The sequence below is a fragment of the Sphingomonas sp. S-NIH.Pt3_0716 genome (assembly GCF_003950715.1).
GTDB classification, from domain to species: Bacteria; Pseudomonadota; Alphaproteobacteria; order Sphingomonadales; family Sphingomonadaceae; genus Sphingobium; species Sphingobium yanoikuyae_A.
The window spans coordinates 102,530-122,420 of record NZ_QLJK01000004.1; the positions used below are offsets into that span (position 1 = coordinate 102,530).

A 19,891-nucleotide genomic window follows, 5' to 3' on the forward strand; every position below is an offset into this window, starting at 1 on the left:
CGCCTCAATTCCGCCGGATGAAGCGGATCGGCAACCGCTCGATCGACTGGGTCGCGACCGTCGGCAGATAGCGGATATCCTCAGGCGCGATCGCCAGTTCGATATCGCCGATGCGGCGGACGATCTCGCGCGCGGCGACCTTTATCTCCATCCGCGCGAGCGCCAGGCCGATGCAGCGATGCACCCCGCCGCCAAAGGACAGGTGCCGGCCGATATTGGGTCGGTCGAGGTCGAAGCGGCGCGGATCGGGGAACACATCCTCCTGATCATTGGCGGAGGCATACATGAGCAGCAGATGCGCGCCCGCTGGCAGGGTGCGCCCGCCCAGTTCCACCTCGCGCGTGGTCATGCGCGACAGGCCGCGCACCGGCGGCTCGATCCGCAGCAATTCCTCGACAAAACGGTTCATCAGCCGGTCGTCATCCACCGACGCCTGAAGCAGGGTCGCGATTTCCGGCCGGGTCGCGAGGATGTAGAAGAGATTGCCGAGCGCCGTCGCCGTCGTCTCATTGCCGGCGATCAGCAGCGCCCGGATCAGCGACACCGCCTCGGCGAATCTCAGCGCCTGTCCCTCGGCATCGCGGGCATGGACCAGATCGGAAATCATGTCCTCGCGCGGGTCGGCCTCGCGCTCGCGCATCTTGGCGATCAGATAATGTTGCAGGTCGCAAATCTCGCGCGCATGGCCCAGCATCTGCTCGCGATCCTGCATCCGGCCGATCTGGGCCGTGACCGCGATCGACCAGCGCGCGATGCGATCCTTCATCGCCCAGTCGAGGCCGAGTTGCTCGCAGATGATCCGCACCGTCAGCGGCACGGCGAAATCCTGCACCGCGTCCGCCTCGCCCCGGTCGGCGACGCTGTCGATCAGGTCGATCACCACCTTCTCGATCCGCGGTTCCAGTTCCTTGACGCGATGGGCGCTGAACGCCTTTTCCATCAGCTTGCGGATGCGGGTATGATAGGGCGGATCGGACATGATCGCGTCGGGGAAATAGCCGCCGCCGTCGCGCTCCAATATCTGCTGGAACTCCTGCTGGAAGCCCTTGGCCTGCTGGCTGTGATAGCCCTTGTTGACCGAATAGGTGATCGGATCCTGCTGGATCGTGACGATATCCTCATAGCGGGACACCAGATACATGCCGAGCTTCTCGTCCCAATGGACCGGGTCGAGCGACCGCATCGCCGCATAATAAGCGCGCGGCCGGGCCGAGATGATCGGGTCGGTCATCGACGCCGTGTCGAGCAGGCTGCGCGCTTCGGGCGCCAGGGTGCCTTGCGTCATTGCTGCGCCACCACGACGCGCAGGCCGTCGAGCGCCTGGCTCAGGCGGATCTGACAGGCGAGGCGACTGGTGTCGCCGGCGACATCGGACACCATGTCGAGCATCGCATATTCGACATCGTCGGGCGCGCCGGTGCGATCGACCCAGGCCGGATCGACATGGACCAGGCAGGTCGCACAGGAACAGGCGCCACCACAGTCGGCGGCGATGCCGTCGATCCCGTTCGCCTTGGCCAGTTCCATCAGCGACAGGTCGCCCTCTCCGGCGACCGCCTGCTCCACGCCATGCACATCCACAAAGGTGACCCGCACCATCGACATCCTTCTCCTCATGAAGGGGCAGGATGGCGGACGCGGGCCGGGGCGGAAAGGCATGGCGCCGCGCAGCCGCTTGACTGGCGCGGCAGGCCGGGCGGCGGCGAGAGGACACGCCAAGTGCGCGTGCAGTCATTGGGTCAGGAAAGGGCGCGGCCTAGTCTTCACAGCAGAAGAGGATGCCATTCGTGCCGACGACGCTCATCGCCAACGCCACCATCTGGGACGCCACCGGCAGCCCTGCCTTTGCCGGCGACCTGCTGATTGAAGGCAACCGCATCCTTGCGGTCGGGCCGGATGCCAGTGCCGGCCGCGCGCCGGCCGATCAGGTCATCGACGGCAGCGGCAAGACGCTGATGCCGGGCCTCACCGAAGGCCATGCCCATATCTCCTTCGGCGACGCCGCCTCGACCGAGGATCTGATCGCGCCTTCGCCCGAAGCGCATACACTCATCACCGCACGCATGGCCCGGCGCCTGATCGATCAGGGGTTCACCAGCTGCTATGGCGCATCGGCCGCGAAGCTCAAACTGGACGTCGCGGTGCGCGATGCCGTCGATGCCGGCCATATCCCCGGCCCCCGCATCCGCGCCGGATCGACCGAGATCACCGTCACCGGCGGCATGGGCGATGAGAGCAAGCTGCACAATCCGCGCATTGGCATTTCCTGTGTCGTCGACGGGCCGGAGGAGATGCGCCGCGCGGTGCGGCTGGCGATCCGCGAGGGCTGCGACAATATCAAGCTCGATGTGTCGGGCGACCCCTTCTATCCCGGCAGCCCGTCCCATGTGACGCCGATGAGCTTCGCGGAAGTGCAGATGGCGGTCGACACCGCCCATGCCTTCGGTCGCAAGGTCAATGCGCATAGCCGGTCGATAGAAGGCAGCAAATATTGCGTCCGCGCCGGGGTCGATGGCCTGTTCCATGTCGAATATGCCGACAGCGAACTGCTCGACATGCTGGAGGAAGCGAAGGACCGGATCGTCATCGCGCCCTCGATCGGGCTGTTCCACGCGATGATCCATCATGGCGAACCCTGGATCAGCCGCGCGACCTGCGACGCGATGGGCATCCCCGCGCTGATCGAGGCATCGGTCGAGACCCACAGCGAATTGCGCAAGCGCGGCATCCGCCATCTGATCGGCGGCGATTATGGCCTGGCCTGGAATCCGCAGGGTACCAATGCCCGCGATATCCGGCTGATGATCGACAATTATGGCTATGACGCCGCCGGCGCGCTGATCTGCGCCACGCGAAACGGCGGGCAGGCGATGCGCGACCAGGGCAATCTGGGCACGCTGGTCCCCGGCGCGCTGGCTGACATGCTGCTGGTGGATGGCGATCCGCTGGCCGACGTCACCATCCTCGAAGACCAGAACCGGCTGGCCATGGTGATGAAGGACGGCGCGATCCACCGCATCGCGCCCGGCCTGATCGACTGTGCCACGCCCGCCCAACGGAGAGTTGCATGAACATGGAAAGCCGCCCGATGGCAGCGGGCGACGCCCGCTGCCCGGCGATCAGCACGCAGGACATCATCGCCCGCGACAAGGTCGCCGCACCCGGCTGGGTGCGCAGCGAATCCTATGCGTTTCTGGGCAGCGAGGACGTGTCGACCGATCGCTATATCGACCCCGATTTTGCCCGGCGCGAGATGGAAAGCCTGTGGACGCGCAGCTGGCAATTCGCCTGCCGCGAGGAGCATATACCAGAAATCGGCGACTATCAGGTCTATGACATCGGCCGCCACAGCTTCATCGTCACCCGCGTCGCGGCGGACGAGATCCGCGCCTATTACAATGCCTGCCTGCATCGCGGCACCAAGCTGCGCGCGTCGGGATCGGCTGGCTGTGCCAGCGAGTTCAAATGCAGCTTCCATGGCTGGAGCTGGAACGTGGATGGGTCCAGCAAGAGCATCACCTGCCCCTGGGACTTCCCCCATGTCGACCCGGCCAACAACAGCTTGCCGCAGGTCCGCGTGCAGACGCTGGGCGGGTTCGTGTGGATCAACATGGACCCGGACGCACCCAGCCTGGAGGACTATCTGGGCGCCGAGGCGCTGGCCCATATCCAGGCGTGGAAGCTGGAGGATCGCTATATCCACCTCCATATCCAGAAGAGCTTTCCGGCCAACTGGAAGCTGACGATCGAGGCCTTCATGGAGGCCTATCATGTGATCGAGACCCATCCACAGGTCGCCCCGTCCAACGCCGACGCGAACAGCCAATATGATGTCTATGGCGACCATGTGAACCGCTTCATCTCCTGCCTGGGCGTCGCCTCGCCACATCTGGAAGGGCGTTTTTCCGAGCAGGATATTCTCGACCAGTTCACCGTCGGCGACGCATCGGTGCTGAGCGAGGATCGGCCGCGGGTGGGCGACGGCACCGCGCGGCAGGCGATGGCCGACCTGTTCCGCACCATGTTCGGCGCAGCCACCGGCAGCGACCTCAGCGCCACATCCGACAGCGAGATGCTCGACTGCTTCTCCTACACGCTCTTTCCCAACACCTATCTCTTCCCCGGCGTGTCGCTGCCGATGGTCTATCGCTTCCGCCCCGACCCCAGGGACCATCGCCGCTGCATCTATGAGGTGTTCTTCCTGCGCCCGGTGCCCGACGGCGGCGCCCGCCCCGAACCGGCCGAGCCGATCCTGCTGACGGACGAACAAAGCTTCTGCGAGGCGCCGGGCATGGATGCGGGCTTCGGCAGGATCCTCGATCAGGATACCGACAATCTGTTCCTGCAACAGGAGGGGATAGAGGCGAGCGCCAAGCGCGGCCTGACGCTGGGCAATTATCAGGAAATCCGCATCCGCCATTTCGAGCAGGCGGTCGACCGCTATGTCGCCATGCCGCCGCTGCGGCCTGGCCGCTGAGGCAGGCCCATGTCCTTTGCCCTCAACGCGCAACTGGCCGCCAAGCGCCCGCCCCTGCCGACCACGACGACGATCGATCCGGTCACCGCCAGCATCATTCGCGGCGCGCTGGAAACCGTCTGCTATGAGGCGACGACCCATCTCGGCCGCGCCGCCTCCTCGCCGATCATCAACCAGTCGAACGAGCGCAACGCGGCGATCGTCGACGCCCATGGCCGGCTGGCCATGGGGTCGATCGGCACGCCGCATCTGACCTTCGTGTCGCAACTCACGGTCCGCTACGGCCTGATGCAGCAGCAGGATTATGACTGGGGACCGGGCGATGTGTTCGTCGGCAACGACCCCGATTATGGCGGCGGCCACCTGCCCGACTATAATGTCTATGCGCCGGTCTATGATGCGGCGGGCGACCTTGTGCTGGTGCAGGCGTTGCAGGCGCATCAGGGCGATACCGGCGGCAAGGATCCGGGCGGCTTCACCCTCGACGCCACCGACATCTTCACCGAAGGCCTAGCCATCCCCTGCCTGAAGCTGGTCCATCGCGGCGAAAAGCGGCGCGACGCCATCCACCTGCTCGAACGCAACAACCGTTTCCCCAGCTTCGCCGGCGACCTTGCCGCGATGATCGGCGCGGTCGAGAAGGCGACCGTATCGATCCGCGCGATCCTCGACAAATGGGGGGCGGACATGGTGCGGGCGGCGGTCAATCATGCGATCGACCAGTCGGAACGGCAGATGCGCGCCACCGTCTCCGCCTGGCGCGACGGCCGCTATGACGCGACCGTCCATATCGATCATGACACGATGGGGACCAGGGATATCCGCGTCCAGGTCGGCTGCACCGTCGCGGGCGACCAACTGACCGTCGACCTCAGCGGCACCGACGATCGGCAGGATCTGGTCGGGGTGTGGAACACCTTCGCCAATTCGCGCGGCTATATCATGACCCAGATCGCCGCCAGCATCGACCCCGACATCGTCAAGAATGAAGGGCTGTTCAACGCGGTCGATATCATCCTGCCCGAAGGCTGCATCGCCCACCCGGCACCCAACCGCCCGGCGGCGCTCGGCTCCTTTCACCCCGCCTGCGAGATTACCGAAGCGGTGTGCGTCGCTTTGTCGCAGGTCGCGCCGGACCGGTCCGCGCCACAGGTCTACAAGATCGGCATGCCGAACGCCGTGATCGGCTTCGACGCGGCGGGCCAGATGTGGATGGACCAGGGCGTCGACTGCCGGTCGATGGACGTGTCGGCGGTGCAGGGTATCGATGGCTGGGGCAGCTGCCCGGTCTCGCTCGGCAATCTTCTGCTGTCGCAGGCGGAGGATGGCGAGGCGCGCTTCCCGGTGATCAACATCAGCCGCGAACTGGTGACCGACAGCGGCGGCGCGGGCCAGTGGCGCGGCATGCCCGGCAGCCGCAATGTGAAGCAGATATTGGAACCGGCGCTGGCGATGGCCTGGATGGTCAGCCATGACCATCCGATCAGCGGCCTGGCCGGGGGCGCCGACGGCACGCCCTATCTCAATCATTTCCAGGTCGGGACGCCCGATGAATATCGGGTCGAGCTGACCGCGCGGGCGCAACTGCCGGCGGGCGCGGTCATCGCCTATCAGCATGGCGGCGGCGCCGGTTTCGGCCCGGCGCTGCGCCGCGATCCGCAGGCGGTGTGCGAGGATGTGCTGGACGAACTGGTGAGCATCGCCGCCGCCCGCGACCTTTATGGCGTGGTGCTGACCGGCTGCCTGGAGGATTACAGCCTGGCGGTGGACCATGCCGCCACGGCAGCATTGCGCGGGGAGCGGATCGCGGCATGAGCTATCGCGTCGGCATCGACATTGGCGGCACCTTCACCGACTTCGCCCTGCTGAAGGATGGGCCAGAGAACCAGCAGGTCATCCTGCACAAGAATCTGAGCACCCCACAGGATCGCTCGATCGGGGTGATGGAGGGGCTGGAGACGCTGGCCGGCAAGGAGGGTCTGTCGCTGGGTGACTTCCTCCAGCGCTGCGAGGCGATCGTCCACGGCACCACGGTCGCGGACAATATATTGATCGAGATGGACGGCGCCGTCACCGGCCTCATCACCACCCAGGGCTTCCGCGACGAGATGGAATATCGGCGCGGTTACAAGGAAAGCATCTGGGACGTGCGACTGGAGCCGCCGATTCCGATCGTGCCGCGCCGCCGCCGCCTGACCGTGCCCGAACGGGTGCTGGCCGATGGCAGCGTGCATGAGGCACTGGACGAGGCGGCAGTGCGTGAGGCCTGCACCAGGCTGCGCAAGCAAGGCGTCGAATCCGTCGCGATCGGCCTGATCTTCGCCCATGTGAATGGCGATCATGAGGATCGGGTGGCACAGATCGTGGCGGAGGAGATGCCCGGCATCCCCGTCTCGCTTGGGCACCGCATCCTGTCGCGCGCGCCGGAATATGACCGGATCAGCACGACGGTGGTGAACGCCTATGTCGCGCCGCGCGTAAATGCCTATCTCGAACGGCTGGTCAGTCGTCTGGCGCAGGCCGGCTATGGCCGGCAGTTGATGGTGATGCAGGCGTCCGGCGGGGTCATGACCCGCGCTTACATCGAAGCCGCGCCGATCCGGCTGCTCGCCTCCGGCCCGGCCGGCGGCGTCATCGCATCGGCGCGCACCGGCGGCGCCAAGGGCTATCGCAACCTGCTGTGCGTCGACATGGGCGGCACCAGCTACGACATGTCGGTGGTGCGGGACGGCGCGGCTCCAGCCGAAGCGGGATGGAACATGCATCACCGCTATCTGGTCGGTGTGCCGATGGTGCAGGTGGAGACGCTGGGCGCGGGTGGCGGATCGATCTGCCATGTCGACAAGGGCGAACTGAAGGTCGGCCCCGCCTCCGCCGGTGCGGCGCCGGGGCCGATCTGCTATGGCCGCGGCGGGCTGCGGCCGACCGTGACCGACGCGCTGCTGATGCTGGGCATCCTCTCCACCGGCGAGGGCTTTGCCGGCGGCAGCTTCCGCCTGCGCGACGAGGGCGTGGCGGAGGCGTTCGCGGCATTGGGCGCGGAGCTGGGCTATGATGCGCAGCAGGCAGCGTTCGATTGCTGGCGGCTGGTCAACGCCAATATGACCCAGGCGGTGCGGCGCACGACGGCGGCCAAGGGCATGGATCCGACCGACATGATGATGCTCGCCTATGGCGGCAACGGCCCGGCCTTCGCCGCGATCCAGGCGCAGGATCTGGGGATCGACCAGGTGCTGGTGCCCCGCGCCTCCCCCACTTTCTCCGCGCTCGGCACGCTGGTCGCCCATCCCGCGATCGACGAGGAGCGATCGTGCAGTGCGCCCGCCGATGCGCTGGACCTCGACCGGCTGCGCGGCCTGTGGGCCGATCTCGCCGCCGACGCCGGGGCGCATTTTGCCGAAGCGGGCTTTTCCGCCGATGCGGTGCAGGCGCGCTGGCGGGTGGCGATGCGCTATGCCGGGCAGAATTGGGCGCTGACCTTCGACCTGCATGAAGGCCGGGGGCTGGATGATCTGGGCTTCATCGACGAGACACTGTCGGCCCGCGCCATCGCTGCCTTCAACGCGCGGCATCTGGCCGAATATGGCCATGTCCGCGACGGCGAGGTGCCGGAAATCACCGGCGTGCGCCTGACCGCCCAGGTCGAAACGCCGATGCCGCCCGCCGGTGGCGGCTTCACCGCGCCGGTCGTGGAACCCGCGCCGCACGGCTATCGCCGCGCCAATCTGGGCGATGGCTTTGCCGATGTCGCGATCCACAAGGGGCCGGACCTGATCCCCGGCGCCCGCGTCACCGGCCCCGCGATCATCGAGGAGGTCTTCACCACCATCGCCGTCTATCCCGGCTGGCAGGCGCGGGTCGATGATGTCGGCGACTATCTGCTGGTGCGCCAGCCATGACGGCGCTGGCCGGGCTGGTGATCGTGGAGACGGCGGAGCGGGTGACGGGCGAATTTGCCGCGCGGCTGCTCGCCGATTTCGGTGCGGAAGTAATCAAGGTCGAGGCGCCCGGCGGCGCCCCGACCCGCGCCATGGGGCCGTTTCATGAGGGACAGAGCACGCTGTTCCGCTATCTCAACAGCAACAAGAAATCGGTGCTGCTCGATCTGGATGCGCCGCAGGACCGCGCCCTGCTCGACCGGCTGCTGGCGCGTGCCGATGCGCTGATCGACGATCATGGTCCGGGCTGGGCGGCGCAGCACGGACTGGCGCTCGGCAGCCAGCCCGACATCGTCCATTGCGCCATCACCCCCTTTGGCCAACAGGCCCCGGCGCCTTGGCAGATTGCCCGGCCGATCAACGTGATGAATGCCGGTGGCTGGGCCTGGCACACGCCCAGCGAGAGCGCGCCCGACCGGCCGCCGCTGATGGGCGCCGGCCGCTTCATGAGCGATTATGAGGCGGGGCTGGAGGCGGCGCTCTGCACTGCGGCCTCGCTGCTGCGCAAGCGGCGGACCGGCATGGGACAGGCGATTGACATCAGCGAGGTCGCCGTGCAGCTGTCGCGCGCCGACTGCGTGCTGGGGCGGATGCTGGCCGGGGATGCGGAGCCGGGGCCGGAGCGGACCCGCTATGACATGGGCGGGCCGGGCGCCGCCTTTGCCTGCGCCGATGGCCATGTCTATCTGCTGATGACGACGCGTGCGCACTGGCGCGGGCTATGTGCGCTGATGGGCGATCCCGACTGGGCCGATGCCTTCCCGGAGGACTGGCTGGAATATCATTGCACGCGCGACCGGGTCGCCGATTTCCGCCGGCATTTCCGCGCCTGGATCGCGACCCAGGCCAAGGATGTCGTGGCGCAGGCGGCGCAGCAGGCGGGCGTACCGCTGGTGCAGGTCAACAGCGCCGCCGACCTGATCGACCATGTCCAATATCGGCATCGCGGCTTCTTCCAGTCGCTGGGCGGTGCGCTGCATCCGACCGTCCCCTACCGCATGAGCGCATCGCCGGTGCGGCTGCACAGTCCGGCCCCCTCGGCGGGCGCCGATCAGGCGATGCTGCGATGAGCCGGGGCGGACCGCTCGCCGGTGTCCGTGTGCTGGAGATCGCCAAGGTCTGGGCCGGCCCCTATGCCGGCAAGCTGCTCGCCTTCCTCGGTGCGGAGGTCATCAAGGTCGAAAGCCGCGCCAATCTGGACGAGATGCGCGCCTATGGCGGGGTCGATATCGACAGCGCACCCTATTTCCGCAGCATCAACCAGGAGGTGCTGAGCGTCCAGCTCGACATGAAATCGGATGAGGGCATGGCCCATCTGCGCGCGATGATCGCCGCGTCCGACGTGCTGATCGACAATCTGCGGCCCGGCGCGATGGAGCGATCGGGCCTGGGCTATGAGGATGTCCGTGCGATCCGCGCCGACATCATCCAGCTGTCGATCAAAATGTATGGCAGCGACGGGCCGCTCGGTTGCCAGACCGGCTATGCTCCCTGTTTCGCGGCGCTGGGCGGGCTCAATGCGCTGGTCGGCCATGTGGGCGAGACACCGGCGGGGATGAATATCCGCTATGGCCACTCCACCGTCGGCGCGGCCGCCGCACTGGCGATCGTCGCCGCGCTCCATCATCGCGAGACGAGCGGCGAGGGCCAGTTTATCGACCTGTCGGCGGTCGAGACGCTGTCGATGATGGTCGGTGACAGCCTGTTCGCCTATGGCCTGACCGGCGAGTTGCCGCAGGCGACCGGCAACACCCATGCCGACATGGCGCCCCATGGCTGCTATCCTTGCGCTAACGGGCAATGGATCAGCCTCGCCATCGCCGATGACCGGGAATGGCGCGCTTTCTGTGCCACCATCGACGCGCAGGCGCTGGCCGCCGATCCCCGCTTCGCCGATGCGGCCGCCCGCATCGCCAACCGGGACGCGCTCGACGCGACGATCGCCCAACGCAGTCCGGAATGGGATACCGAGGCGATGGCGCAGGCACTGCTTCTGGCCGGTGTGCCGGCCTTTCGCAGCCAGTCCTCGCTTGACCTGATCGGGAGCGAGGCGCTCTGGGCGCTGGGTGCCTATCGCATGGTCAGCGACGCCAAGGGCGAGCCACGACCGATCATCGGGCCGGGCTGGCGCATGACACCGGACGAGGCCAGCATCACCCGCGGCGCGCCGTTGCTCGGCGAGCATAACCATCTGGTCTATGGCGAGATATTGGGATTGCGTGACAGCGAAATTGACGACCTGATCGCCCGTCGCGTCATTTGGTAATCAGCCGCTCTTGCAAGTTGATCGCCAGCCATTAGATTTTTTTGCGAACGATTCGCAAAAAGGAAAGAAGATGGCGCAGCCCAATGTCTATCAGGTGTCGGACTGGAACGGATCGAGCGGTGAACGCTGGGTCACGCACCGGCAGCGGCTCGACGCCATGCTCGCGCCCTTTGGCGATGCGGCGATGGCAGCTGCCGCCGCCCGGCCGGGCGAGCGCGTGCTGGACGTGGGGTGCGGCGCGGGCACCAGCAGCATCGCCCTTGCCCGCCAGGTCGGCGCGACCGGTGAAGTGCTGGGCCTCGACATTTCCGGGCCGCTGATCGCGCTTGCCCAATCGCAGCAGCCCGCCGACTTGCCGATCCGCTACGCGCTGGCCGATGCCGGCAGCGCGACATTGACCACCCACGGCTTCAACCTGCTCTTCTCCCGCTTCGGCGTGATGTTCTTCGACGATCCCGTGGCCAGTTTCGCGCATATGCGGCGCTGGCTGCGTCCGGGCGGACGGATCGCCTTCGTCTGCTGGCGGGCGGCGGCGGACAGTGACTGGGTGCGCCTGCCGATGGGCGCGATCCGCGACATCGTGCCGCCGCTGGCCCCGCCCGATCCCGAAGCACCCGGCCCCTTCTCCTTTGGCGATCCGGCACGGGTAACGCGCATCCTGAGCGATGCCGGCTTTGCCGAAATCGACCTCACTGCGCTCGATGGCGTGATCCCCTTCGGCCAGGGCGCAAATCGCGAGGCAGCGCTGGACGATGCCCTCGCCATGGCGTTCGAGGTCGGCCCGCTCTCCCGCGCGCTGGCCGATCAGCCTGCCGATGTGCGGGATCGCGCCGCCCAGGCCGTGCGCAGCGCCTTCGCCGCGCGGCCCGGCGAGACCGCGATCCTGATCGATGGTGCCGCCTGGATCGTGACCGCCACCAATCCGGGCTAGAGTAGCCGCACCGGCCGGGATATAGGCGCGCCATGACCGAGCATCCCGCCTATCGCCAGATCGGCCTCATCGGCACCGGCCGGGTCGCGCGCGCGCTGGGGCTGGCACTGGCGCCGCACAGCGCTGCGCCGATCCTGGTGCAGGGTCGCAATCCGGATCATGCCGCCGCTGCGCTCGAGGCGATTGGCCGTGCGCAGGCCGTTGCCCTGTCAACTTCGCTGTCATCCAATTGCGACCTGATCCTGCTGGCGGTGGCGGACGACGCCCTGCCGGCGGTGATCGCGGATCTGGCCACTATGCCGCTGTCTGCCACCATCTGCCATGTCAGCGGGCGCAGCGGCGCGGCGCTGCTTGACCCGCTGCGAGCGCAGGGCGCGATCACCGCCGCCGTCCATCCGGCGATGACCTTCACCGGCGATCCGGCCGCCGAAGTCGCGCGGATGCAGGGCGCCCGCTTCGCCATCACCGGGGCTGATGCGCCTTCTATCGCGGCGGCGCGCAAGCTGGTCGCGCTGCTGGGCGGCGTGGCGGTCGAGGTCGCGGAAGAACATCGCGCGCTCTATCATGCCGCGCTCTGTCATGCGGCCAATCATCTGGTGACGCTGATCGCCGGTGCCTCCGACGCATTGACGGCGGCCGGCGTGGTAGAGCCCGGCGCGCTGCTGGCGCCGCTGGTCCGGGCCGCGCTCGACAACAGCCTGGATCGCGGGATCCATGCTCTGTCCGGCCCGCTGCTGCGCGGCGACCGACAGACGATCGGCAATCATCTGGCGGCGCTGACCGCACATGCGCCTGACCTGTTGCCGGCCTATCGCGCCATGGCGCTGGCGACGCTGGACGCGCTGGACCGGGACGAGGGCGCGCTGCGCGACGATCTTGGAGCGCTGGCCGATTAGATTGAATCGGCCAGCGCTCCAATTGTCTTTTGTTTTTCGCATTCTGCGAGCCATCGGCTGTTCCAGCCGATTTCAGAACGCTCTAGCTGGCAAAGCGGCTGTTGATCATCCGGGTGGTCGACCAGCCTCCATCCACCGCGATCACCTGGCCATTGATATATTCGCCTTTGTCGGAACAGAGGAAGGCGACGACATGGGCGACATCCTCCGGCGCGCAATCGCGGTAGAAGGGGGTCAGCCCCTGGTTGATCCGCTGGAAGGCGGGATAGTCCCAGGCGGCATCGGTCATCGGCGTGCGCATCACGGTCGGCGCGACGATGTTGGAACGGATGCCCTGTTCGCCATATTGCGCCGCCATCGTCTGGGTGAGGCCGGTCAGCCCCGCCTTGACCGCGCAGTAGATGCCCCCATCCATCCCGCCCATGATGCCGAAAGTCGACCCGATGGTGACGATCGCCGACCCCATGCCCATATGCGGCAGGACGGCCCGGCACAGGCGGAAGGGCGCGCGCAGCGACAGGCCGATCACTTCGTCCAGCATGGCGTCGCTGGTGTCATGCACCGGCGCCCACACCCCCGCGCCGGCATTGTTGACCAGATGATCGACCCGCCCGAACCGTGCCAGTGCCTCCGCCACGATCCTGTCCGGCGCATCCTCATCGCCAATGTCCGCCGCGACGAAGGCAAATGCGGCGTCCTGCGGCAGCGCAGCCGCCAGCGCCGCCAGCTTGTCCGCGCTGCGGCCGGTGCCCAGCACGGCCACGCCATCGGCGCACAGGGCGCGCACGATCGCCGCGCCAATGCCGCCTGCCGCGCCGGTGACGATCGCGACCTTCTGTTCCGTCATGCCGTCATCCTCTGCTGCTCGTGCGCCCGCGCTGCAATGTCCTCGGCTGCGACAAAGCCGAAGGTCAGCGCCGGACCGATCGTCGCGCCGGCACCGGGATAGCAGTCGCCAAAGGGACTCGCGGCGCAATTGCCGGCGGCATAGAGATGCGGGATCGGCCGACCGCCGCCATCCAGCACCCGCGCCTGTGCGTCGCAGCGCAGCCCGCCCTTGGTGCCCAGATCGCCATTGTCGATCGGCACGGCATAGAAGGGCGCGGTATCGATCGGCCCCAGATTGGTGTTGGGGGTGACGCCAGGATCGCCGAAGAAGCGATCATAGATATTGCCGCCCCGGCCAAATTCGGGATCGACGCCGGTCTGCGCATAGCCGTTCATCACCTGCACGGTTTCGCTGAGCGCCTGCGGCGCGACGCCGATCTTCCGCGCCAGTTCCTCGATCGATCCGGCGCGGAAGACATAATGGTCCCACCAATGGCCGGGGATGCGATGGTCGGGCGTATGGACCGTGGGCATCAGCCCGCCGGCGCTGAACTTCGCCCGGAACTTGGCGTCGAAGATCAGCCAGCAGGGCATGTTGGCGCCGGTCTTCAGCTGATCCGCCACCATCGCCTGACCGAACCGGTCATAGCCGGTCGCCTCATTAACGAAGCGCAGGCCCAGCCGGTTGACGCAGACGCTCCAGGGCCGGCCGACATCGAAAGCGGCCTGATGGATTTCGTGGAAATTGGCGGCGCCGGGTGCCGGCAGGGTCATGGTCGGAATCCACCAGCCCTGATCGGTATGGGCGACGGACGCCCCCACGGCCTCCGCCGCGATCAGCGCGTCGCCGCGATTGCCCTCCTCGGGCGTCGAGCTGTGGCGGGCGAGACCGGGGACCGGATAGAAACGCTCGCGCAGCGCCTGATTCCATTCAAAGCCGCCCGCCGCCAGCACCACGCCATGGTGCGCGGCGATCTGCTGCACCTGCCCGAAGCGGCGGACGGTGATGCCCGACACGCGGCCGTCGGCGCCGAGCGTAAGCCCCTCCATCGCGGTTTCCAGCCGCAGTTCGACACCGCGGGCGAAAACCTGCTTGTAGAGCGCGCCCATCAGGCCCGCCCCCTGGGTGAAGCGCCGATCCCGCGCCGACAGCCGCCGCGTGCCGATGTCGAGCCAGTAGCGGCCGATCATCTTTGCCGCCGTCCAGCGCCAGCCGCGCTGCTGCATCATCAGGGCGAAGGTCTGGCCAAGGTCCATCGCATAGCGGCGGAACAGCGTGAACCGGCCATATTGGGCGCGCATCAGCGGATAGCGATCATCACCCAATTGCCGCCCGTCGAAGGTGGGGCAGATGATGGAACGATCGGCCCGCGCGCCGGGTGCTTCGGGAAAATAATCGGGCCAGGCCGCCGCCATGACCGGCACGCCGCTGTCCTTGAGGAAGCGCAGCATTTCCGGCGCGTGGTCGACATAGGCGGCCAGCCGTTCCGCATCGACCGGCACGCCGATGACGCTGCGCAGATAGCGCAACGCCTCGGCCGCGCTGTCGCCCTGATCGCCGTCCAGCCCATGACCTGGCACCCACATCACCCCGCCCGAAGTGGCCGATGTGCCGCCGAACTGATGCGCCTTCTCCACGATCAGGACGGAGAGGCCGAGATCGGCACTGTGCAAGGCGGCCATGGCGCCGGCCGCGCCTGATCCGACGACGATGAGGTCGAAGCTCTCCATCATCAGAAGCTCGGCACCGCTTCGAGATGCGATCCGGGCGGGAAGCAGAAATATTCTAGGAAATGCCCCAGATCGGCGCGCGCATCGAAATAGGCATAGGTGCCGCCCATCGTGTCCCAGGCGATCGGCATCGCCCAGCGCGCTTTGGCCGCCGCGACGGCCGCGTCAAAGGCGGCGCGATCGCCGAAATGCCGGCCCTGATGATGATAATGAAGGCCAAAGCCCTCCGCCGGCAGGCCCCATTGATAGACGCTGATGTCGCCCGACAGGGGCTGGATGATCTCGAACTGCAGTTCATCCTTCGTCGCCAGCGCGAAATGGGCGATCGCCCGCCGGTCCTGCCCGGTGTCGAACAGCGCATCGGGCATTTCCATATAATGGCCGATGCCGTGCAGCCCGCCGATCTCGTCCATCGCCCGGCGCCAGTCGGTGGTCACATAGGCATGCTGATAATAGTCCCGGCGCACGGATCGCCCTCTCCCGCTCTGTTCTGCTGCCAGCCACTATCGAAGGCGGGGCAGGGAAGCGGAATGACCCGAGCGGCAGCGCCGCTTGCACCGGCACGCGCATCGGGTCACGGGCAATTGCCGTGCCAGCCACCCCATGATGAATGGGGCCATGACCATGTTGACCTTTACCGCTGTCGCCCATGTCGATGATGTGCCGCCGGGCACCACCAAGGCCGTCGCCGTCGATGGCGAGAGCATCCTCCTGTGCCACAGCAATGGCCGGCTGTTCGCGGTCGCCAATCGCTGCTCCCATGCCGACGAGCCGCTCGCCTGCGGCCGGGTGCGCGCGGGCTGGATCGCCTGCCCGGTCCATGGCGCACGCTTCGATCTGGAAACCGGCCGCGCCATGAACCCGCCGGCCAAGGCACCCATCAGGGTCTATGAATTGCGGATTGTGGACGACCGGATCGAGATCGCGCGCTAGTCCCTGCGCGGCTGCATCAGGGCCAGGAAATCCGCCAGCGCCAGCCGCGCATCGAGCTGGGTGAAGAGGCGGATCGACCGGCCGGGGATTTCCGCGCCATAGCGGGAATCGTCCAGCAGGCGCCGGCCGGCGATGATCGCGGAGGCACTGCTCTCCGCAGACACGGACGTCAGCAATACCATCGGACTGTCGCCCAGGGTGATGGCGCCGCCCAGCTGAACGAAAGGCGGCAGATCGGCATAGCGGCCATGGAGCCATGCGGTCGTGGGCGACATCGGCCGCAAGGTCGCCGTCATTTCCGCCACCGACATCTGTAGCTGGCGATAGGCGCCGGCCGCTATCTGCCAGATCGGCAGGCGGCTCCGTTCGATCACGGCGCGCGCCGCTTCCAGATCGGTGGACAGATTATATTCGCTGCCGCCCTGCGGATAATCAGCGCCGCCGATCCAGACCAGGGTCATGCGATCGGCGATCGCCGGCTCCAGCAGCATCGCCTGGGCGAGATTGGTGAGCGGCCCGCCACAGGTGAAGAAGAGCGGCAGCGGATCGTCCCGCATCGCCTCCGCCACGATCGCCCGTGCCGCCGCCGATGCCTGTGCCCCGGCGATGCCGAACTGCTCGCTGCCAGCGATCACCGGGCAAGGGTTCGTCAGACCCATGATCTTCATCAGGTCGATCGCCGCCTGTTTGCCCGCTGCGGCGGTCGCGCCGGCCGGCTGCCCGCCCAGCGCCGCCAGCTTCGCGTCGAGCGCCGATGTCGTGACCAGCACCGGCCGGGCCGCCTGCGTCGCCAGTTGATGCGCGAGCGCGATCAGGCCGTCGGGATCGCCGGCAAAATCATTGTCGATGATGATGCGCGCCTTGGGCGACTGCCGGATCACCGGCAGGGCAGATCGGGCGGCCGTGCCGATCATCAGGCTGGCGCCCGCTGCGATGAATCTACGCCGATCGATCGTTGTCCGCATGCCTCTCCCCTGTCTGGGCCGAGGGCTGGCATGGGGCGGCCAAAGGGTCAAATAGCGATTTACGGGTATCCCATAGGCCAGCGCTATGGATCGCTGAGCCGCGCGACCGCGACCGCGCGAATGTCGGTGGCCTTGGCCTTTTCATTGCCGGTCAGGGCGAAATCCGCCTCGTCCAGCAGCAGCACCCGGCGCGGCACCTTGAAGCTGGCCATGCGCGCCTTGAGATGAGCGATCAGGTCGCTTTCCGTCACCCGCGCGCCATCGACCGGGACGATGCAGGCAACCACCATCTCGCCCAGCAACTCGTCGGGCACGCCGACGGTCTGGCTGCGCTTGACGCCGGGGAAGGTGGCGATCGCCGCATCCACTTCCTCGGGCGCGACATTGGCGCCACCGGTCTTGATCATGTCGGTGAGGCGTCCTTCCCAGAAGAAGCGGCCCTGTTCGTCCACCCGCCCGCCGTCGCCGGTGCGGTAATAGCCCTCCGCATCGAAACAATCTTCCGGTGACTTGCCAAGGTAGCCCGACATCAGCGTCGGCCCCTTGATGCACATCTCCCCCGCCTGCCCCACCGGCAGGATCGCGCGGGTCAGCGGATCGACGATCTTGAGGCTGTTGCCCGGCAGCGGCGCGCCGGCACTGCCGCCATAATCGGCGTCGGACATGTCCGCGTCGAACGCCGTGCAGATCGTCATCGTCTCGGTCGTGCCAAAGGCCATGGGCGTGGTCCAGTCGGTATCGACCGTGGGATGTTCGCCGATCAGCTCACCCTTGGTCACATATTTGAGGCTGGAAAGATCCGCGCTGGCCCAATTGTCCGCCGCCTGGACCCGCGCCCATTGGTGCGGCCGTCCGGTGAGGAAGGTGACGCGCTCTTGCTCGATCACGTCGAGTGCGGCGGCGGCATCGAACACCGGTTGCAGCACCGCCGTCCCGCCGGTCGACAGCGCGGTGCCGATCACCAGGCTGATATTGCCCGACCAGAACAGGCCATTGCCGGTCCAGCTCACCACCGGCTCACGCATCGCGAAGACGCGCGGCCAGCGCCACCACTGGATGCAGAAGGCGCGCTGGGCATGGACGATGCCCTTGGGCAGGCTGGTGGTGCCGGACGAGAAGAAGATGCCGCCATGGTCGGACGGGGTGACGGTGGCGGCGCGCTGCGCCACCTGCGCATCGGGCACCGCCGCGCCGCTGGCGAGGAAAGCATCCCAGCCTTCATAGCCCGGCGCTGCCGGATTGGCATCGGTCACGCTGTCGAGCTGGACCAACCGATGGAGAAACGGCCCCTTGTCGATGCCGGCCAGCATGGCGGCAAAATCCTTCTTCATCACCCGCGTGTCGAAGAGGAGGATGCCGATCGCCGAAGCCTTGACCAGATGGCTCAATTCCTCCGCGCTCGAAAAGCTGCTGAGCGCCACGGTGACGCCCCCCGCCATCGCGATGCCGAAGACGCTGGCGAGATATTCGGGCCGGTTCGCCATCAGCACGCCGACCCGGCCATCCTTGCCAAGGCCGGCCGCAATCAGCGCCCTGGCCACCGCCACGGAGCGGGCATGGAGTTCGTCATAGCTCCAGCAGATGCGCCGATCCGCGATCCGCATGATGACCGCGTCGCGCGCGCCGTGCCGCGCCCGCACCGCATCGAGATAGGCGGGGATGGTCTGCACGCCCTGCCCCGACTCCTGCGCCAGCGGAGGACCATGGACCAGCGAAAGCGGCGCGCTCAATAGGGCAACTCCACCTGCGCCGTGCCCTTCAATATCTCCTCGCCATCCTGGGTGGTCATCACCGTGCGGACCTTGACCACCGGCATGCCGAAGGGGGAACGGTCAATCTTCTCCACCACCTCGCCATCGACCCAGGTGACGTCGCCCTCAAACGCGGGGGAGCGGAACTGGGTCTTGCTGTGCCAGACATAGCCGCCATGGCCGGCCCAATAGGCGACCGTGTCGAGATGCCAGGCATTCATCGACGCCCCATAGCCATAGGCGCCGCCCATGCCGACATTCTCCGCCTTCTCGGCATTGATATGGCCCGATGACGGGCCGTGATAGAGGCCGTCGCCCATGCGCGGGTCGATCTTGCGTGCGTCATGGTCATAGCTCATGTCGGCGCCAAAGCCGGCATCCTCGGTCGCCGGATCATGAATGCCTTCGGGCGCGTTCCACGCCCAGGTCCCCCAGATATTCTGGCGATGGGCGCGGCATTCATTGGCGAAGCTGACCACCGAATGCGGGCCGATCACCCGGCGCGGCAGCCGGTCGCCCACCTTTACATCTGCATAGGCGGGCGAATGGCCGTCCCGGTTGGACAGGATCCAGTCGTGGCGTGCCTTGTGAATCTCCGCCAGTTCCGCCTTGGTCCAGCGCCGGGGGCTGCGCTTCTCCTTGGCATAGATGCCGCGCCTGTTCGCTTCGTCGACCAGATAGCGGATCGCGGTCGCCTGTTCCTTGGCCACCAGCGCGCCATGCTGGTTGCGGTGGATGGTGTCGCCGCGCGCGAACATGGTCGGGCCGGCAAAGCCGGTGTCGGCAATCGAATAGCCGTCGAAGCGGCGGCTCTGCACCAGCTTGTCGCCGGGGCGGACCGGGGTGCCGTAGAACCACCATTCCTCGCCGGCGAAGATCAGGTGGGTGCCCGGCACCTTGCCGACGCAGGCGGGGTGGCAGCCATGGCCATAGTCCATCGCCACGGTGAAGCTCTGCGGCGCGACGATGCCGCCGAAGCGGGAGTCGCGGGCGAAATTCTCGTCCCAATGAATCGGATTGGGATAGTCCATCGCCTGCACCCAACGACGAATGTCGGTCGCGTTGCAGGGGTCCCACATCTCGGCGAAGATGACCGGCTTGCCGATCCATTGGTCGACGTCGCTGGTATCCAGCGTCAGCTTGCTGTCCTGCACATCCATATCGGCCATGATGTC

The 19,891-nt window shown here is 67.0% G+C and carries 17 protein-coding genes; 9 read left to right on the plus strand and 8 right to left on the minus strand.

Going from position 1 to position 19,891, the window contains the following annotated elements; genetic code table 11:
- Nucleotides 1-4: 4 nt before the first annotated feature.
- Together BRX37_RS04365 and BRX37_RS04370 are read right to left on the minus strand one after the other, a co-directional pair.
- Nucleotides 5-1,285, minus strand: a complete 1,281-nt coding sequence (locus tag BRX37_RS04365; RefSeq protein ID WP_125985673.1) for a cytochrome P450 — start codon at nucleotides 1,283-1,285, stop codon at nucleotides 5-7.
- Nucleotides 1,282-1,605, minus strand: coding sequence for a 2Fe-2S iron-sulfur cluster-binding protein (locus tag BRX37_RS04370; protein WP_373562050.1), 324 nt, complete (start codon nucleotides 1,603-1,605; stop codon nucleotides 1,282-1,284). Before BRX37_RS04370 ends, BRX37_RS04365 begins: the two co-directional genes overlap by 4 nt.
- Nucleotides 1,606-1,778: 173 nt before the next feature.
- On the opposite strand from BRX37_RS04370, the gene BRX37_RS04375 reads away from it, so the two are divergent.
- From BRX37_RS04375 to BRX37_RS04410, 8 genes are all read left to right on the plus strand, one after another.
- Complete coding sequence (locus BRX37_RS04375; protein ID WP_125985674.1) at nucleotides 1,779-3,071, plus strand: amidohydrolase family protein; 1,293 nt, start codon at nucleotides 1,779-1,781, stop codon at nucleotides 3,069-3,071.
- Complete coding sequence (locus BRX37_RS04380; RefSeq protein WP_125985675.1) at nucleotides 3,068-4,477, plus strand: aromatic ring-hydroxylating oxygenase subunit alpha; 1,410 nt, start codon at nucleotides 3,068-3,070, stop codon at nucleotides 4,475-4,477. Before BRX37_RS04375 ends, BRX37_RS04380 begins: the two co-directional genes overlap by 4 nt.
- 9 nt (nucleotides 4,478-4,486) lie before the next feature.
- On the plus strand, nucleotides 4,487-6,292 hold the full coding sequence (locus BRX37_RS04385; RefSeq protein ID WP_125985676.1) for a hydantoinase B/oxoprolinase family protein: 1,806 nt from the start codon (nucleotides 4,487-4,489) through the stop codon (nucleotides 6,290-6,292).
- A complete protein-coding gene (locus BRX37_RS04390; protein ID WP_125985677.1) occupies nucleotides 6,289-8,376 on the plus strand; it encodes a hydantoinase/oxoprolinase family protein in 2,088 nt (695 codons plus the stop codon). Before BRX37_RS04385 ends, BRX37_RS04390 begins: the two co-directional genes overlap by 4 nt.
- A complete protein-coding gene (locus BRX37_RS04395; protein WP_125985678.1) occupies nucleotides 8,373-9,485 on the plus strand; it encodes a CaiB/BaiF CoA transferase family protein in 1,113 nt (370 codons plus the stop codon). The genes BRX37_RS04390 and BRX37_RS04395 overlap by 4 nt, the downstream gene beginning before the upstream one ends.
- Complete coding sequence (locus BRX37_RS04400; protein ID WP_125985679.1) at nucleotides 9,482-10,681, plus strand: CaiB/BaiF CoA transferase family protein; 1,200 nt, start codon at nucleotides 9,482-9,484, stop codon at nucleotides 10,679-10,681. Before BRX37_RS04395 ends, BRX37_RS04400 begins: the two co-directional genes overlap by 4 nt.
- 70 nt (nucleotides 10,682-10,751) lie before the next feature.
- Nucleotides 10,752-11,612, plus strand: a complete 861-nt coding sequence (locus tag BRX37_RS04405) for a class I SAM-dependent methyltransferase (RefSeq protein ID WP_125985680.1) — start codon at nucleotides 10,752-10,754, stop codon at nucleotides 11,610-11,612.
- 32 nt (nucleotides 11,613-11,644) lie between these two features.
- Nucleotides 11,645-12,508, plus strand: coding sequence for a Rossmann-like and DUF2520 domain-containing protein (locus BRX37_RS04410; RefSeq protein WP_125985681.1), 864 nt, complete (start codon nucleotides 11,645-11,647; stop codon nucleotides 12,506-12,508).
- Nucleotides 12,509-12,590: 82 nt separating this feature from the next.
- Here BRX37_RS04410 and BRX37_RS04415 read toward each other — a convergent pair whose 3' ends face one another.
- The 3 genes from BRX37_RS04415 to BRX37_RS04425 are packed head-to-tail and all read right to left on the minus strand — an operon-like array spanning nucleotide 12,591 to nucleotide 15,534.
- Nucleotides 12,591-13,355 carry an SDR family NAD(P)-dependent oxidoreductase gene (locus BRX37_RS04415; RefSeq protein ID WP_125985682.1) on the minus strand — a complete coding sequence of 255 codons (765 nt, stop codon included), beginning with the start codon at nucleotides 13,353-13,355 and terminating at the stop codon, nucleotides 12,591-12,593.
- On the minus strand, nucleotides 13,352-15,070 hold the full coding sequence (locus BRX37_RS04420) for an FAD-dependent oxidoreductase (protein WP_125985683.1): 1,719 nt from the start codon (nucleotides 15,068-15,070) through the stop codon (nucleotides 13,352-13,354). The genes BRX37_RS04415 and BRX37_RS04420 overlap by 4 nt, the downstream gene beginning before the upstream one ends.
- Nucleotides 15,070-15,534, minus strand: coding sequence for a VOC family protein (locus BRX37_RS04425; protein ID WP_125985684.1), 465 nt, complete (start codon nucleotides 15,532-15,534; stop codon nucleotides 15,070-15,072). Before BRX37_RS04425 ends, BRX37_RS04420 begins: the two co-directional genes overlap by 1 nt.
- A 151-nt stretch (nucleotides 15,535-15,685) precedes the next feature.
- Here BRX37_RS04425 and BRX37_RS04430 point away from each other — a divergent pair, with 151 nt between their 5' ends.
- The gene (locus tag BRX37_RS04430; protein ID WP_235654655.1) at nucleotides 15,686-16,000 is read left to right on the plus strand and encodes a Rieske (2Fe-2S) protein; all 315 of its coding nucleotides are present in this window, start codon (nucleotides 15,686-15,688) and stop codon (nucleotides 15,998-16,000) included.
- Here the strand turns inward: BRX37_RS04430 and BRX37_RS04435 are convergent.
- The 3 genes from BRX37_RS04435 to BRX37_RS04445 all read right to left on the minus strand — a co-directional run bounded on the left by BRX37_RS04435 (nucleotide 15,997) and on the right by BRX37_RS04445 (nucleotide 19,885).
- A complete protein-coding gene (locus BRX37_RS04435) occupies nucleotides 15,997-16,965 on the minus strand; it encodes a nucleoside hydrolase (RefSeq protein WP_125985685.1) in 969 nt (322 codons plus the stop codon). The two genes, BRX37_RS04430 and BRX37_RS04435, sit on opposite strands and share 4 nt — an antisense overlap.
- Nucleotides 16,966-17,048: 83 nt before the next feature.
- The gene (locus tag BRX37_RS04440) at nucleotides 17,049-18,695 is read right to left on the minus strand and encodes a class I adenylate-forming enzyme family protein (protein ID WP_125985686.1); all 1,647 of its coding nucleotides are present in this window, start codon (nucleotides 18,693-18,695) and stop codon (nucleotides 17,049-17,051) included.
- A complete protein-coding gene (locus tag BRX37_RS04445; RefSeq protein WP_125985687.1) occupies nucleotides 18,692-19,885 on the minus strand; it encodes an FAS1-like dehydratase domain-containing protein in 1,194 nt (397 codons plus the stop codon). The genes BRX37_RS04440 and BRX37_RS04445 overlap by 4 nt, the downstream gene beginning before the upstream one ends.
- Nucleotides 19,886-19,891 lie beyond the last annotated feature (6 nt).

Bases quoted from the DNA above. Each gene is read 5' to 3' on its own strand.
- BRX37_RS04385 (WP_125985676.1), top strand. From the start codon at position 4,487: ATGTCCTTTGCCCTCAACGCGCAACTGGCCGCCAAGCGCCCGCCCCTG.
- BRX37_RS04370 (WP_373562050.1), bottom strand. From the start codon at position 1,605: ATGTCGATGGTGCGGGTCACCTTTGTGGATGTGCATGGCGTGGAGCAG.
- BRX37_RS04400 (WP_125985679.1), top strand. From the start codon at position 9,482: ATGAGCCGGGGCGGACCGCTCGCCGGTGTCCGTGTGCTGGAGATCGCC.
- BRX37_RS04430 (WP_235654655.1), top strand. From the start codon at position 15,686: ATGACCATGTTGACCTTTACCGCTGTCGCCCATGTCGATGATGTGCCG.
- BRX37_RS04365 (WP_125985673.1), bottom strand. From the start codon at position 1,285: ATGACGCAAGGCACCCTGGCGCCCGAAGCGCGCAGCCTGCTCGACACG.
- BRX37_RS04390 (WP_125985677.1), top strand. From the start codon at position 6,289: ATGAGCTATCGCGTCGGCATCGACATTGGCGGCACCTTCACCGACTTC.
- BRX37_RS04405 (WP_125985680.1), top strand. From the start codon at position 10,752: ATGGCGCAGCCCAATGTCTATCAGGTGTCGGACTGGAACGGATCGAGC.
- BRX37_RS04380 (WP_125985675.1), top strand. From the start codon at position 3,068: ATGAACATGGAAAGCCGCCCGATGGCAGCGGGCGACGCCCGCTGCCCG.
- BRX37_RS04435 (WP_125985685.1), bottom strand. From the start codon at position 16,965: ATGCGGACAACGATCGATCGGCGTAGATTCATCGCAGCGGGCGCCAGC.
- BRX37_RS04445 (WP_125985687.1), bottom strand. From the start codon at position 19,885: ATGGCCGATATGGATGTGCAGGACAGCAAGCTGACGCTGGATACCAGC.
- BRX37_RS04375 (WP_125985674.1), top strand. From the start codon at position 1,779: ATGCCATTCGTGCCGACGACGCTCATCGCCAACGCCACCATCTGGGAC.
- BRX37_RS04410 (WP_125985681.1), top strand. From the start codon at position 11,645: ATGACCGAGCATCCCGCCTATCGCCAGATCGGCCTCATCGGCACCGGC.
- BRX37_RS04395 (WP_125985678.1), top strand. From the start codon at position 8,373: ATGACGGCGCTGGCCGGGCTGGTGATCGTGGAGACGGCGGAGCGGGTG.
- BRX37_RS04420 (WP_125985683.1), bottom strand. From the start codon at position 15,070: ATGATGGAGAGCTTCGACCTCATCGTCGTCGGATCAGGCGCGGCCGGC.
- BRX37_RS04415 (WP_125985682.1), bottom strand. From the start codon at position 13,355: ATGACGGAACAGAAGGTCGCGATCGTCACCGGCGCGGCAGGCGGCATT.